The organism is Nocardia sp. NPDC049935, assembly GCF_055586645.1.
Map to the genome: position 1 here is coordinate 534590 of NZ_JBVJHV010000005.1, position 14749 is coordinate 549338.

The following is a 14749-nucleotide window of genomic DNA, read 5'->3' on the forward strand; positions in this document are numbered from 1 at the left end:
GCCGTATGAAGCACACTCGGCGTACCTGGGTCGGTGCCGCGCTGCTCTGCCTGCTCGCTCCGAGCGCGTGCGGGGACGCCGACGGAGCCCCGCCGGGCCTGAAGGCCGAGGTGCTGGCGACCCGTCCCCACGACCCGTCCGCGTTCACCCAGGGCCTGGAAATCGACGGTGCCGTGCTGTACGAGAGCACCGGAATGGTCGGGCGGTCCGGGGTACGCGCCACCGCCGTCCCCGACGGCGCCGAACTCGCGCGCGCCGAGGTGCCGCTGCCGTATTTCGGGGAAGGCGTCACTCTGGCCGGCGACACGCTGTGGCAGATCACCTGGAAAGAAGGGGTGGCCTTCGCCCGCGATCCGCGGACCCTGGCCGAGAAGAACCGGGCCCACTACGAAGGCGAGGGCTGGGGTCTGTGCGCCCGCGACGGGCGGCTGGTCATGAGCGATGGGTCGGCCACCCTCACCTTCCGCGACCCCGTCACCTTCGCCCCCACCGGTTCGGTGACACTCACCGACCGCACCGACGCCCGGCTGAACGAACTCGACTGCGCGGCGGACGGGTCGGTCTACGCCAACGCGTGGCCGACCGACGAGATCTTGCGTATCGATCCGGACTCCGGGCGTGTCCTCGGGGTGATCGACGCGTCGGGCCTGCTGACCCCCGCCCAGCGCGCGGGCACCGACGTGCTGAACGGCATCGCCCAGATACCCGGGACCGACCGCTTCCTGATCACCGGAAAATACTGGCCGTCGATGTTCGAAGTGCGTTTCGTCCCGGCCTGAGCGCACCCGTGTCCGAAGCGACACATCTCACTTTCCACCCGCACCGAGCAGGGCGGGGTTTGCGCCGTCGCGGCGTGGGCCAGAATTGAGGAGTGCCCACTTCCCGCGAGCCCTCCGGTTCCGATCGCGGTCGGTGGCCCGCCGGCGAGTCTCCGCCACCCCAGCGGCATCCAGGTTTCGACCGCTACCCACCGCCGAACGTGCCACACCGCGACAGCGAACCCGACGCCGGCCACACGCGCCCCGCGCCGCCGCCGACCCGGCCCTACCACCTGGACGACCCCGGGCCCGGTCGCGAATCCGGCGGCCCGGCGCCGCGTGGCGGCGACCGGGTGCCGCCGCGCGCGGCCGACGGGCCCCATGCGCCGGAGCGCGGCAGCCGGTTCACGCGCGTCTTCGGTTCGCTCGGCCGGACCCGGGCCACGGCGCCCCCGGCCGGTCGCGACGCTTCCCGGGTAACACCGCGGCAGGCCGCGCCGACCCCACCGCGGCAGGCCGCGCCCACTCCACCGCGGCAGGCCGCGCCGTTCACCGAATCGGCTCCGATCACCGCGTCCCACCGAATCGGCGAGGGCAACGGCGCCGCCCCGCAATCCCGCGCCTCCGATCGCGGCGCGTTCCGCCGGCCTCCCGAGCCCCGGCAGCACCGGACCCCCGATCCCGGCGAACGGCCGGATCGCCCCGACCTCACGAAACCGGCGCCGACGGTGGAGTATCCCGCGGCCGAACCCGGCCCGGATACCGATGACGGCCGCCGCGCCCCACGCAAACTCACCGTCACCCGGGTGGCGGCGATGCGCGGCCGCGAGCTCACGGGAAAGGGCATCGCCACTTTCCGCCGGGCCGCCGAAGCCGACGGCGCCGACAAATCGGGACTCACCGCCCTGACCTACGCCACGATGGCGAACTTCGCGCTGGACGCCGCGATCGCGGTCGCGCTGGCCAATACGCTGTTCTTCGCCAGCGCGACCGCGGAGAGCAAATCCAAGGTCGCGCTGTATCTGCTGATCACCATCGCCCCCTTCGCGATCATCGCCCCACTGATCGGCCCCGCGCTGGACCGGCTCCAGCGCGGGCGCAGGCTCGCGCTGGCCAGTTCCTTCGCGGCGCGCGCGGTGGTCGCGGTGGTATTGATCTTCAGCTTCGACAGCTGGGTGCTCTACCCGCTCGCGCTGTGCATGATGGTGCTCAGCAAATCGTTCGCGGTGCTCAAGAGCGCGGTGACCCCACGGGTGCTGCCCCCGGATATCGACCTGGTGCGCACGAATTCCCGGCTCACGGTTTTCGGGCTGGTCGGCGGGACACTGGGCGCCGGCGGAATCGCCGCGGTCGTCGCGGCGGTCGCGGGTTCCACCGGCGCCCTGGTCTTCGCGACCGGTATCGCGATCGGCGGCGCCTATCTGAGCTGGAAGATCCCGCGCTGGGTCGAGATCACCGAGGGCGAGGTCCCCACCACGCTGGGCTACCACCGGCACCGGCCCGAGGACGGCTCGCCGGAGGACGGGGACGCCGCGGTTCCGGCCCGCAAACGCCGTCAGCCGCTGGGGCGGGCCGTGGTCACCGGGCTCTGGGGTAACGGCAGCATCCGGGTGCTGACCGGATTCCTGACCTTCTACGTCGCGTTCGTCGCGAAGGCCACCGAGCATCGCCCGGTGCAGCAGGCGGCGATGCTGGGGTTGGTCGGCGCGGCCGCCGCCGTCGGCAACTTCGCCGGGAACGCCACCGGTGCGCGGCTCCGGCTGGGGCGGCCGTCCCTGATCGTGGTCAACTGCACGATCGCGTGCACGGTCGCCGCGGTGACCGCGCTGGTCCTGGACAATCTGCTCGGCGCCGCGCTGGCGGCCCTGGTCGCCGCCGGGGCGAGCGCGCTGGCCAAGGTCTCACTGGACGCCGCGATCCAGGACGATCTCCCACCGGAGTCGATCGCGTCCGGATTCGGGCGTTCGGAGACGGTGCTCCAGCTGAGCTGGGTGATCGGCGGCGCGGGCGGCGTCCTGCTGCCGACCGACTACTGGAAGGGTTTCGCGGTGGTCAGTGCGGTGCTCGCCGCGGGCCTCGTCCAGACTGTGGTGAGCTACCGCGGGCACAGCCTGCTCCCCGGCCTCGGCGGCCACCGTCCGCTGCACGCCGAGCAGGAGGTCTCGCACCACGACCATCCACCACGAGGAGACGCCGCCCGGTGAGTACGAACAAGGTCCGCACGACGCTCGCACTGGCCCTGGCCGGGGTGCTGGTCCTGGTCGCCGCGACCGCCGGCGTCGTGTGGCTGCTGGCCCGCGACGCCGAACCGCACGAGCCCGAACTCACCGCCTATTCACACGGGACCACCGTCACCGTGCCGCCGTTCCGCTACTGCACGGTCCGGATGCAGGACTGCCGCCAGGGCGAAACCGTGTTCCTGGAGGTCCCGGCGGGTAATCCGCTGCAGATCTCGCTACCGGACGAGATCGTCGGCACCCCGTGGGAGTTGCTGCCGCTGTACGCCCGCGAAGACGGCGAGGTGGTCGAGCAGCCGAGTTCCTACCGCGATCATCCCCAGGATGTCCGGGCGCTCACGGTGGACTCCCGGCCCGAGCCCGGGCTGGAGCTGATCGGAGTGGAACTGCAGGTGATGATCATCGCCATCGACGAGGCCGGGAACGAATTCCCGATCCCGCACGCCGTCTGGTCCATCAAAACGGCCTGAGACGATCACGGGCCGGCCCCGGATCCACCGGGCCGGCCCCTGATTTCGCCGCTGTCGGCGCTCAGCTGTCCAGTTCGCGCGCGACCGCGCGGACCACCTCGGAGATACGCTGCGCGGTCTTGCGGTCGGGATAGCGACCCTTGCGCAGATCCGGCTGCACCTTCGCCTCCAGCAGCGTGATCATGTCCTCGACCATGCCGTGCAGTTCGTCCGGGCTGTGTTTGCGGGCGGGCGGTTCCTTGCGGGAGTTGCGCTCCTGGTTCTGCCGGACCGAGGGCGGCGCCTCGACCAGTTTCAGGCTCAGCGCCTGCGGGCCGCGGCGACCGGCGGCCATCCCGAACTCGACCCGCTGGCCGGGCTTCAGCGCCTCCACACCCTGGGGCAGCGCGGACGAGCGGACATAGACGTCCTCCCCCTCGTCCTGGGAAAGGAAGCCGAAGCCCTTTTCCACGTCGTACCACTTCACCTTGCCGGTCGGCACTGCGCTCACCCGTTCGTCTGTTCGGCACCCCGGCCCTGCGGGCCCGGACACACACGTCTGCCGGGACCCGCCGGTGGCGGGCCCTGCCATTACTCGAAAAACGCGCCCCGCAAGCATGCAGGACGCGAGATCGTTCCCGAGTCTACCCCGGTGGGCATGGCACCAGCACATCGGTTTTACCGTCGAACAGTGACGAACCCCGCCGATCCCGGCCCCTCCACCCCGCCTCCCGGACGTCCGTCCGGCAACTGGTTGCTGCAGGTGGCACTGGGCCTTTTCACCATCGGGCTGCTCGCCGTCGTGGCGATCTTCCTGACCCCGATCCTCACCGACGGCGAACCGGGACTCTGGTTGTACCTCGGGGCGATGCTGGCGCCGGTCGGTTTCGTCCTGGCGCTGATCTTCGCGCTGCGGTCGGGACGCCGATCCAGGTGACTACTGTTCAGTACCCTTCCCGGTCGCGACCCAAGCGTTATGTGATCCTGATCACATAACAAGACGGTAACGGGGCGGGTGTCGGGGTCGCGCTCCCGTAGCGCGGCGTCACTAGCTGCGCAGAGTCGCTGACCTCGGCCCGAGACCGTTCCGCAACCGCTCCGCACACGCCGGTTACCAAATAGTGATTTTTCGGCGGGAACGTCGTACCGTCTATCCCAGCCGGGGCCTCCCGGCCCACCGGCCCGCCGCACCGAACCTCGCCCCGCGGGTACCGGACCCCGACGGAAAACAGAGGGGCGAGGGCGGGACGGGCACCCTCTCAGCCTGGACCCGAGCGAATCCCTCGCAGGTGCGTACGAGAGGAAGACGAACCCGAATGAGTGGACGCCATCGCAAGCCCACCAATACCGGTCGCACTGTCGCCAAGGTCGCCGTCACCGGCGCCATGATCAGTGGTGCGGGCGCAGCCCTCGCCGGTACCGCCAGCGCGGCACCCGACTCCGACTGGGATCGACTCGCACAGTGCGAAGCCGGCGGTAACTGGGGCATCAACACCGGCAACGGTTACCACGGCGGCCTGCAGTTCTCGCCGAGCACCTGGAAGGCGAACGGCGGTGGCGAATACGCCCCGACCGCCAACCAGGCCTCCCGCGAACAGCAGATCGTCGTCGCCGAGAAAGTACTCGCCTCGCAGGGCTGGGGCGCTTGGCCCTCCTGCTCGTCCTCGCTCGGCCTGAGCAGCGGTGCCACGCCGCGCGAAACCCCGGCCGACACCCCCGCCGTGCAGACGGAGGCCCCGAGCACCCAGAGCACCCCCGCCGCGCCGCAGGTCCAGGCTTCGCAGCCCGCCGCCCCGACGCAGTCGCAGGAGGTCTACACCGCCGTGGATCGCGCACTCGCCGCGGTTCAGGCGCAGGGCGTTCAGGTCCCGCAGCCCGCGCTGGATCTGTTCCAGGCCGTCAAGGCCAACAACCCCCAGCTGGATCCGGGCATCCTCGGCTTCTACGAGACCCACAAGGGCATGCTGCCTTCCTGAGCGGCGCCACCCACAGCTACGAAAGAACCCCGCATCCCATCATCGGATGCGGGGTTCTTTCGTTCGTCCGCTCAGCGGTTGATAACCGTGTTCGGATGGATATACGGCAGCTGTTCGGCAGCCACCGGGAACTCGGTGTCCTCGCCGAAGGGCGAGAGATTACCGGAACGGGCCGACGACAGTTCGGTGACGGCGTGCTCGCCGTCGGCCACCTCGGGCCATCCGTTGTCGACGTAGGGTTTCTTCGATTTGTTCACCACATCCTCATTCTGGCATGCGAGCACGCCGGGGTGACCCATGCCGGTACCACCCGCGCCGGTCACGGCTAATCTGGACCGGATGACCGGGTCCAACACCTATACCGCCTGGCTCGGCGGGCGATCCGATGCCCAACTCGTGGCTCTGCTCGAACGGCGGCCGGATCTCGCGGTACCGCTGCCCTCCTCCATGTCCGTACTGGCCACCCGCGCCGAACAACGCGCCTCGGTGCTGCGGGCCGCCGACGATCTGGACACGGTGGCCTTCGGGATCGTGGAAGCCCTGGCGATGCATACCGCCGCTGGAAACGAGCCGATGACCCGCACCGAACTGAAACGTTCGCTACGCGGACGGGCCAAGGCCGCCACGGTGGACGCGGCGCTCACCGAACTGGGCGACCGGGCGCTGGTGTGGCCCGACGGCGACCGGCTGCGCCTGGTCCCCGCCACCGCCGAAGCCCTGCCGTGGCCCCTGGGCAGCGGGGCCCGGGCCGAGGCGCTGACCGAGGCGGAGATCGCCGCCGCGTTGCCCGGCCTGCCCGCCGCCGAACGGGCCCTGCTGGACAAACTCGCCGAAACCGGCCCCCGCGGGCGCACCCGCGACGCCGCACCCGATGCCCCGGCGGATCGCCCGGTCCCCCGGCTCCTGGCTCGGCAGCTACTGCGCCGGGTCGACGACGAGACGGTGGAACTACCGGCGGCGGTCGGCGCGGTACTGCGGTCGGAGCCGGTCGTCGATCCGTACCATCTGGCACCGCCCGAACCCGCGGCGACAGTGCATCCCATGAGCGAGGTGAACGGCGTCGGAGCCGGTGAGGTCGGCGAACTCCTGCGGCACTGCGCGGCGATCCTGGAGGTTCTGGGCCAGGCGCCCGCGCCGGCGCTACGGGCGGGCGGGCTCGGGGTACGGGAGCTGCGGCGCGTCGCCAAATCGGCCGGCGTCGACGAGACCCGGGCCGGGCTGCTGGTGGAGTTGCTGGCCGCCGCGAAACTCATCGAGAAGGGATTTCCCGACCCGCCGCCCGAGGCCGATGCCGAAGACTTCTGGGCGCCGACCCCCGCCACCGATTCCTGGCTGGAGGCGCCGCCCGCTCGCCGCTGGATCCCGCTCGCCCTGGCCTGGCTGGAAATGGACCGCTATCCCTGGATGATCGGCTCCCGCGACAGCGCGGACAAACCGATGGCGGCACTCGCCCACGAACTCCGGCTCCCCTACGCCGTGCGCGACCGTCACACGATTCTCGACGCCCTCACCGAGCAACCTTCCGGCACTGCCGTACCACCCGCCGATATCGCCAGGCTGCTCGCCTGGCGGCTGCCCCGGCGCCGGCGGCTCTATCGAGGCGGCGCCGTCGACCAGACAGTGCGGGAGGCCGCGACGCTCGGACTCGTCGGCCGCGGCGCGCTCACCGCGGCCGCGCGGGCGCTGCTGGCGGGATCCGCGGCGCGAGCCGAAGCGGAACTGGAGTCGGCGCTTCCCGAACCGGTCGATCATGTCCTGGTCCAGGCCGATCTGACGGTGGTGGCGCCCGGTCCCCTCACCGCCGAACTGAGCCGCCGGATCGAACTGGTCGCGGATGTGGAATCGGCGGGCGCCGCGACCGTCTACCGGATCGGCGAGGCATCGCTGCGGCGGGCACTCGACGCCGGGTTCACCGCCGCCGAACTCCACAGTCTGTTCGATCGCCATTCCCGGACTCCCGTCCCGCAGACCCTCACCTACCTCATCGACGATGTGGCGCGCCGGCACGGCCGACTGCGGGCGGGTATGGCGCAGTCGTTCGTCCGCAGCGAGGATCCGGCACTGCTCGCCCAGGTGCTCGCCTCTCCGGTCGCGGACGTACTGGCCCTGCGCGGTATCGCACCGACCGTGGCGATCTCCCAGGCCCCGCTCGGCGAACTGTTCGAGGAACTGCGGACCGCGGGGTTCAGCCCCGCGGGTGAGGATGCCTCCGGCGCCATCGTGGATCTGCGGCGGCGCGGCGCGCGGATCAATATGCGGCCGCTGGCCCGGCAGCCGTACCGGCCCGCTCCCCCCAGCACCGAACAGCTGGAAGTACTGGTCACCGAACTACGCGCCGGAGACCGGGCGGCCACCGCCGCCCCCGGCCAGGCCGTGCGCAGCGATGGCAGCCGCACCAGCACCGCCGCCGCGCTGGCCCTGCTGCAACTGGCCGCGCGGGTCCGCCGCCAGGTCCATATCGGCTACGTCGACGCCAAGGGCACCGCGATCCAGCGCGTGGTCGAACCGGTGCGGGTCGGCAACGGTCAGCTCGAGGCCCTCGACCCCGTCACCGGAACCCTGCGGCAGTTCACCCTGCACCGGATCTCCTCGGTCGCGCTGCTCGAATAGCGCCCCGTGGTCAGCCGCGCAGATTCCCCGGGTACAGGTACTGGTCCGGCGGCGGGGTGGTGCCGAGCAGCCAGGCATCGAAGAATCCGGCGAGATCCGCCGGCGATTTCGACTGGATGAAGGCCCGGAATTCCGGCATCGACGAATGTCCGTAGGCATGCGCGGTCGCGAATTCCCGCAACGCGCCGAAGAACACCGTATCGCCCAGTTGCTTACGCAACGCGTGCAGGAACAGCGGCCCGCGGTAGTACACCGAGGTGAACATACGCTCGGGGCCCGGATTCTGCAGCGCCACTTCCCAGAACTTCGGCTTCGACAGCACCCGGCGCACGGTGTCGCGGTACTCGGCGTCGACGTCCTTGCCTTCTGTTCGCTCGGGCCACAGATAGTCGGCGGTGTAGCTGGCCAGGCATTCGTTGAGACAGATATCGGACCAGCTGTACACCGAAACCGAATCGCCCCACCACTGGTGGGCCATCTCGTGCACCACGGTGTTCAGATCCGCCCAGTCGGCATACGTGGGCCGGGTCTGGGTCTCCAGCGAGAACGGCAGCGGCGCGGACAGGTAGATCCCGCCCGCGGTATCGAATGGATAGGGGCCGTAGAGGTTTTCGATGAAATCGAGCACCTCCGGCAAACGCTGCTCGTGCTCGCGCAGATGCCCCACACCGGGAGCGAACCCGCTCAGCAGCGGGGTGCCGTTCGCCCGGCGCTGCTCGAGGTAATCGAAATGGTCCACGGCCACCGTGGTGAGATACCCGATCACCGGCTTGCGCTGCTCCCAGGTGACCGTCCGCGAGCCGTCGCGCACCTCGTCCCGCACCCGGACCCCGCCCGACATCACCTCCCATTCCGCCGGGACCGTGGTGTGCAGCGTGAAAGTCGCCTTGTCCCGGGGAGAATCGTTGAGCGGGTACCAGGTCGTCGCCGAATGCGGTTCACCCGCGGCGAAGGCCCCACCCGTCGGTGCGTAGGTCCAGCCCTCACCCTCGGTATCGGCCGCGACACCCGCGTAGTCGACGGTGACGGTGAACGGCAGTCCCGGCAACAGCGGTAGCGACGGACGCACCACCAACTCGTGCGGTGCGCGCGTCTCGAACCCCGCGGGCAGGTTGTTCACCCGCACCGCCCGCACCGGCGGACCGTTGAAATCCAGGTTGAACGAGGTGAGCGGCTGAGTCGCCAGCGCGTCGATCCGGGTCGACCCGGTGAGCTGATGATCCGCCGGGTCGTACCCCAGGGTCACCTCGTAGTGCTGCGCGTCGTACCCGCCGTTCCCGTCCTGCGGGAAATAGGGATCACCCAATCCGTCCGACCCCGCCAGCACCCCCGGCGCCTCGGCCCCGGCCGGTGCGAACGATAAACCGGACAGCACCACCACCCCGGCAACCAGCCAGCGGGTGAACCCCATACGAAACCCCTTCCACAGTCGAGTGAGGGCAGCAGTAACCCCCGCCCGACGACGTTAGCCGTTGTGATGATCACCGCGCCTCCGCCGCGCTGTGTCGATGGAGCAGCTCCGCTGCTCGAGGTTCGGCCCTCCTGAGCGTCGGCTGTCAGCGCTCGAGACTCGTGGCTTCGCCACATGCGCTTCGAGCACTGACAGCCGACGCGGGCCGAACCCTTTTCGTGCGGCGCTTTCGCCGAGGGTGTGGGGTGTTTTCGGCGGGAGATGTCTTGGGGAAACCCGCGTGGATATGCGGGTCGGGAAAAGGGCGCCCCCGGCGTCTATCACCATTGTCCAAATGGTCGCACCCCATGGGCGGGGCCCGCCCCGGTTCTGCAGCGACCAGAGGGAGGGAGCGCAGCGACCGACCGCCGGGAGTGAAGAACCGGGGTTAATAGGGCCCCGCCCTCGAGCGGCGGAGCCGCTCCAAAATTACAGCAGCAGGCGGTTGGTGGGGCTGCGTTGGACTTGTTCGGCGAGGGTCAGGTTGTCGGTCAGTAGGCGCCATTCGTTTTCGGCGATGGCGGCGCGGGCGCGGGCGATGACGGCGATATCCGCTGTCCCCCAGGCGATCGGCATGGCGTCCACCGGGAACCAGCGCTGTCCGATCGTGCGGCTGGTGAGGTCGCCGCGTACCGCGATGGCGGGGACGCGTTCGCCCGTGGTGATCCGGTGTCCGGGCAGTGTGCGGACTGTTTTGGTGACCAGGGCGTAGCGCGATTCCCCGGTATCACGCCGCGCCACGTTCACCAGTGCCAGCAGAACCGCGCCCCGCTGATCGGTGTGCGAGACGACGGCCGGTACCAGTTCGCCCTCGGCGTAGAGTCGCGCGATGCCGGCTCGCCGTGGCGCCCACAGCGCCACCCAGAGTGCGGTGGCGGCGCCCAGGGCGCAGGCCAGGGCGAGGGGGTAGGACCAGGGGTGGCCGAGGCGGATCAGGTAGGCGGTGGCCGCGGTGGCGAGCAGTGCGGCGGGGACGGCGGCGAGACGCACCCGGCGGCGTCCGGCGAGCACTTCGTTGACCGCGTGGGCGTGCCGGCGGTCCACCGCGAATTCGAAGCGTCGCACGTCGCCATTCCTAACACAGTTCGCCGGGCTCGGACCGCCCCTTATTGATCGCCCTGGCCGATGGCGGGTCCCAGCAGATCGTCGGCATCGGTGATGCGGTAGGCGTATCCCTGTTCGGCGAGGAAGCGCTGCCGGTGGGCCGCGTAGTCGGCGTCGAGGGTGTCGCGGGCGACCACCGAATAGAAATGGGCCTGGCCGCCGTCGTGTTTGGGGCGCAGCAGGCGACCGAGCCGCTGGGCTTCCTCCTGCCGCGACCCGAACGTTCCGGAGACCTGGACGGCGACCGACGCTTCCGGCAGGTCGATGGAGAAGTTCGCGACCTTGCTCACCACCAGCACCGGAATCTCGCCGCGCCGGAACGCGTCGAACAGCGCCTCTCGTTCCTTGTTCTTCGTGGAACCCTGGATCACCGGCGCGTCCAGCGCGGTGCCCAGTTCCTCCAGTTGTTCGAGGTACGCGCCGATCACCAGGGTCGGTGCGCCCTGGTGGCGGGCCAGGATGGATTTCACCACCGCGATCTTGGTGTGGGCGGTGGAGCAGAGTTTGTAGCGTTCCTCGGGTTCGGCGGTCGCGTAGCTCATCCGCTCGGCGTCGGTGAGGGTCACCCGGACCTCGACGCAGTCGGCCGGCGCGATCCAGCCCTGGGCCTCGATATCCTTCCAGGGCGCGTCGTAGCGTTTGGGCCCGATCAGCGAGAAGACATCGCCTTCGCGGCCGTCCTCGCGGACCAGGGTCGCGGTGAGACCGAGCCGCCGCCGCGACTGCAGATCCGCCGTCATACGGAAGACGGGGGCGGGCAGCAGATGCACCTCGTCGTAGATCACCAGGCCCCAGTCGCGGCTGTCGAAGAGTTCGAGGTGTTTGTACTCGCCCTTGGATTTCCGGGTGATGACCTGGTAGGTGGCGATGGTGACGGGGCGGATCTCCTTGCGCTCCCCGGAATATTCGCCGATCTCCTCGTCGGTGAGCGAGGTCCGCGCGAGCAGTTCCCGCCGCCACTGCCGACCGGCGACGGTATTGGTCACCAGGATGAGGGTGGTGGCCTTGGCCCGGGCCATCGCGGCGGCGCCCACCATGGTCTTGCCCGCGCCGCAGGGCAGCACCACGACTCCCGATCCGCCCGCCCAGAACGAATCGGCGGCCATCTCCTGATAGTCGCGCAGTTGCCAGCTCGCGCCCTGGAAGTCCAGGTCGATGGCATGGGCCTCGCCGTCGACGTAGCCCGCGAGGTCCTCGGCGGGCCAGCCGATCTTGAGCAGTTGCTGTTTGATGTGGCCCCGTTCCGACGGATGCACCAGCACGGTGTCCTCGTCGATCCGCTCGCCCAGCATGGGCGCGATCTTCTTGTGCCGCAGCACCTCCGCGAGGACCGCGCGGTCCAGGCTCACCAGCGTCAATCCGTGGGCCGGATGTTTGACCAGCTGCAACCGGCCGTAGCGGGCCATCGTGTCGACGATATCGACCAGCAGCGGCTGCGGGACCGGGAACCGCGAATGCCCGACCAGCGCGTCGACCACCTGCTCCGCGTCGTGTCCCGCCGCCCGCGCGTTCCACAGGGCCAGCGGGGTGATCCGGTAGGTGTGGACATGCTCGGGCGCCCGCTCCAGCTCGGCGAACGGCGCGATCGCCTGCCGCGCCACATCCGCGAGTTCGTGATCCACTTCCAGAAGAACTGTTTTATCGCTCTGCACGATAAGCGGCCCGTCCGCCACGGGGCACCTCCTCACCTCGGCTGGCGTCCATTGTCCCCGAACCCTCCGACAGGGGCCGTGGCCCGGGTGCGGGAGCGTGGCCAGTGCCGCCCGACTGGACCGAGACATCGCCGGCCGGCCCGGCCACGATGGAATCCATGATCGAGTACTCGGCGCTGGCCGGGGTGGCGGCGGCCGCGCTCGGGCTCGTCCTCACCCCCGGTCCGAACATGATGTATCTGGTCTCCCGGACCATTTCGCAGGGCCGCCGGGCGGGCCTGATCTCGCTGGCCGGGGTGGCGGCCGGTTTCGGCGCGTACCTGACGGCCGCGACCACCGGGATCACCGCCGTGTTCACCCTGGTCCCGCAGCTCTACACGGCGCTGAAGCTCGCCGGAGCCGCCTATCTGCTGTGGCTGGCGTGGAAAACCCTCCGCCCGGGCTCGGCCTCGGTGTTCGCCCCGGATCCGCTACCGCGCGAGTCCACCGGACGGCTGTTCACGATGGGCCTGGTGACCAATCTGCTCAATCCCAAGATCGCGGTCATGTACCTGGCGCTGATACCCCAGTTCGTCGCGCCCGGCGGCGCTCCCGTGTGGTGGCAGAGCCTGTGCCTGGGCTCGGTGCAGATCTCGGTGGCACTGGTGGTGAACGCGCTCATCGTCTGCACCGCGGGCACGGTCGCCGGTTTCCTGGCCGGTCGTCCCGTCTGGCTGCGGGTACAGCGGTGGTTGATGGGCACGGTCCTGGGCGCGATGGCGACCCTGCTGCTCGTGGACCGCACCCGCCCGGCCCCGGCCTGACCGCGGTTCCGCTGCGCGGCCGGCGGCGGTCAGGCGAGCCGGATACCGGTCAGCTTCGCCGGGTTGGCGACGTCGTAGGCGCCCCTGATCCGGCCGTCCACCACGGTGAATCCCATCACCCGCGACGGATACCCCGGATACCCGCCGCTCGCCGGGCGGCCGTGCAACAACGCCCCGAGCTGGCCGTTCACCCGCACGAACTCGACCCCGGATTCCAGGAACTCCGCTCCGGGCCGGTCCAGTCCGTAGCGGCGGATGAGCCCGAAGAACAGGCGGGCCACCTTGTCCGGCCCGACGATCACATTGCGGGCGGTCGCGGTGGTGCCACCGCTGTCGCCGATCATCACCGCGTCCGGATGCAGCACCGCCGTCACGGCGGCGGCGTCGCCGGTGTCCAGCGCCACCATGAGCCGCTGCACCGCCGCCTCGTGCTCACTGTCGGCCACCGCTTCGGGGGTCTGTTCCCGCACCGCCTTCCGGGCCCGGGCCGCCAGCTGGCGCGCGGCTTCCGCGGTGATATCCAGGATGGACGCTATCTCCCCGTACGGAATGTCCAGACCCTCGTGCAGAACGAAGGCGACGCGCTGCGGTGGGGTGAGCCGGTCCAGTACCACCAGCGCCGCCAGCCGGAATTCCTGGCGTGCCACCACCGTCGCCAGCGGATCGGGTTGCGCGGGCCGCGCGAGCGGGGTCACCACCGGCTCCGGAAGCCACTGTCCCACATAGTTTTCCCGGCGCACGGCCGCGCTGCGCAACCGGTCCAGACACAGCCGGGACACCACCGTGGTCAGCCAGGCCCGCAGATCCTGGATCTCCGATTGCGAGGTACCGGCCAGCCGCAGCCAGCTCTCCTGCACCGCGTCCTCGGCATCGGCGACACTGCCGGTCAGCCGGTAGGCCACTCCGAGCAGATGCGCGCGATGCGATTCGAACAGGTCGGCGAGAAGCGCGGCTACCACCGCCCGGATTCTACGGACCCACCCGCCCGGGCCCTGCGCCGACCCGGTGCGGCGGACCAGGAAAAACAGATGCCGCAACGGGACTCGGCTGCCACCATGTACCAGATGGAGGAGTGCACGCTGACCGATGGCACCGTCTGGCTGAGCCGGCCGGTGGAGTCGGATCTGGACGCGATCACCGCATGCTGCCAGGATCCGGCGATCCGCGAATGGGTGACGATCCCGTGGCCCTACGGTCGCGAGGACGCGGTCGACTTCGTCACCGGCACCGTCGCGGAGGGCTGGGCGGGTCGCAGCCCTATCTGGGGTATCCGGCTCGCCGAGCACGGCCGGCTGCTGGGCACCGTCAGCCTGGGAACCCGGCCGCGCGACGACACCGCCGCCGAGATCGGTTTCTGGCTCGCACCCGACCATCGCAAGCAGGGACTGATCTCCCGGGCCGTGACCCTGGCCTGCGATTTCGGCTTCGATCCGAACGGTATGGGGTTGATCCGCATCTTCTGGCGCGCTTTTGCCGGCAACCATCCCTCGGCCGCGGTCGCCCGCAAACACGGGTTCCGCTACGAGGGGCTGGCCCGCCTCGGCAGTGAACATCGAGGGGTCCGGCGGGACCACTGGATGGCCGCCCGGCTGCGGACCGATCCGCCCGGCCCCGCCGACAACTGGCCGGCCGGGATCTGAGACGCGAGACCGGCGGTTACGACGATCGCCGCGCCCCGGTGCGACACCCGCGCCGCCGCCCGCGCACGCG

Annotated in this window: 14 protein-coding genes; 8 read left to right on the plus strand and 6 right to left on the minus strand. The window is 70.3% G+C overall.

What is annotated here, in order from left to right:
• The first annotated feature begins 5 nt into the window (after positions 1 to 5).
• The 3 genes from ACZ6SF_RS22160 (at position 6) to ACZ6SF_RS22170 (ending at position 3465) form a co-directional block, all read left to right on the plus strand.
• The gene (locus ACZ6SF_RS22160; protein ID WP_466064043.1) at positions 6 to 779 is read left to right on the plus strand and encodes a glutaminyl-peptide cyclotransferase; all 774 of its coding nucleotides are present in this window, start codon (positions 6 to 8) and stop codon (positions 777 to 779) included.
• 545 nt (positions 780 to 1324) lie between these two features.
• Entirely contained in the window at positions 1325 to 2962 is a 1638-nt protein-coding gene (locus ACZ6SF_RS22165) for an MFS transporter (RefSeq protein WP_466064089.1), read from the plus strand.
• Positions 2959 to 3465 carry a DUF2771 domain-containing protein gene (locus ACZ6SF_RS22170; protein ID WP_466064044.1) on the plus strand — a complete coding sequence of 169 codons (507 nt, stop codon included), beginning with the start codon at positions 2959 to 2961 and terminating at the stop codon, positions 3463 to 3465. Before ACZ6SF_RS22165 ends, ACZ6SF_RS22170 begins: the two co-directional genes overlap by 4 nt.
• 61 nt (positions 3466 to 3526) lie before the next feature.
• Here ACZ6SF_RS22170 and ACZ6SF_RS22175 read toward each other — a convergent pair whose 3' ends face one another.
• Complete coding sequence (locus ACZ6SF_RS22175; protein WP_466064090.1) at positions 3527 to 3946, minus strand: cold-shock protein; 420 nt, start codon at positions 3944 to 3946, stop codon at positions 3527 to 3529.
• Positions 3947 to 4135: 189 nt separating this feature from the next.
• Between ACZ6SF_RS22175 and ACZ6SF_RS22180 the strand changes: the two genes are divergently transcribed.
• Positions 4136 to 4381 carry a hypothetical protein gene (locus ACZ6SF_RS22180; protein ID WP_449999408.1) on the plus strand — a complete coding sequence of 82 codons (246 nt, stop codon included), beginning with the start codon at positions 4136 to 4138 and terminating at the stop codon, positions 4379 to 4381.
• Positions 4382 to 4760: 379 nt separating this feature from the next.
• A complete protein-coding gene (locus tag ACZ6SF_RS22185) occupies positions 4761 to 5420 on the plus strand; it encodes a transglycosylase family protein (RefSeq protein ID WP_466064045.1) in 660 nt (219 codons plus the stop codon).
• Positions 5421 to 5491: 71 nt separating this feature from the next.
• Here ACZ6SF_RS22185 and ACZ6SF_RS22190 read toward each other — a convergent pair whose 3' ends face one another.
• Positions 5492 to 5680 carry a hypothetical protein gene (locus tag ACZ6SF_RS22190; protein ID WP_466064091.1) on the minus strand — a complete coding sequence of 63 codons (189 nt, stop codon included), beginning with the start codon at positions 5678 to 5680 and terminating at the stop codon, positions 5492 to 5494.
• Positions 5681 to 5759: 79 nt separating this feature from the next.
• Here ACZ6SF_RS22190 and ACZ6SF_RS22195 point away from each other — a divergent pair, with 79 nt between their 5' ends.
• Positions 5760 to 8030, plus strand: coding sequence for a helicase-associated domain-containing protein (locus ACZ6SF_RS22195; protein ID WP_466064046.1), 2271 nt, complete (start codon positions 5760 to 5762; stop codon positions 8028 to 8030).
• Between the two features lie 10 nt (positions 8031 to 8040).
• Here ACZ6SF_RS22195 and ACZ6SF_RS22200 read toward each other — a convergent pair whose 3' ends face one another.
• From ACZ6SF_RS22200 to ACZ6SF_RS22210, 3 genes are all read right to left on the minus strand, one after another.
• Complete coding sequence (locus tag ACZ6SF_RS22200; RefSeq protein WP_466064047.1) at positions 8041 to 9441, minus strand: M1 family metallopeptidase; 1401 nt, start codon at positions 9439 to 9441, stop codon at positions 8041 to 8043.
• A 468-nt stretch (positions 9442 to 9909) separates the two neighbouring features.
• On the minus strand, positions 9910 to 10545 hold the full coding sequence (locus ACZ6SF_RS22205; protein ID WP_466064048.1) for a DUF3239 domain-containing protein: 636 nt from the start codon (positions 10543 to 10545) through the stop codon (positions 9910 to 9912).
• Between the two features lie 41 nt (positions 10546 to 10586).
• Entirely contained in the window at positions 10587 to 12257 is a 1671-nt protein-coding gene (locus ACZ6SF_RS22210; protein WP_466064049.1) for a DNA repair helicase XPB, read from the minus strand.
• A gap of 137 nt (positions 12258 to 12394) precedes the next feature.
• Between ACZ6SF_RS22210 and ACZ6SF_RS22215 the strand changes: the two genes are divergently transcribed.
• Positions 12395 to 13039, plus strand: coding sequence for a LysE family translocator (locus tag ACZ6SF_RS22215; RefSeq protein ID WP_466064050.1), 645 nt, complete (start codon positions 12395 to 12397; stop codon positions 13037 to 13039).
• A gap of 29 nt (positions 13040 to 13068) precedes the next feature.
• Here the strand turns inward: ACZ6SF_RS22215 and sigJ are convergent, their stop codons facing one another.
• Positions 13069 to 13998, minus strand: coding sequence for an RNA polymerase sigma factor SigJ (gene sigJ, locus ACZ6SF_RS22220; RefSeq protein WP_466064051.1), 930 nt, complete (start codon positions 13996 to 13998; stop codon positions 13069 to 13071).
• 69 nt (positions 13999 to 14067) lie between these two features.
• On the opposite strand from sigJ, the gene ACZ6SF_RS22225 reads away from it, so the two are divergent.
• Entirely contained in the window at positions 14068 to 14679 is a 612-nt protein-coding gene (locus ACZ6SF_RS22225) for a GNAT family N-acetyltransferase (protein WP_466064052.1), read from the plus strand.
• Positions 14680 to 14749: the final 70 nt, after the last annotated feature.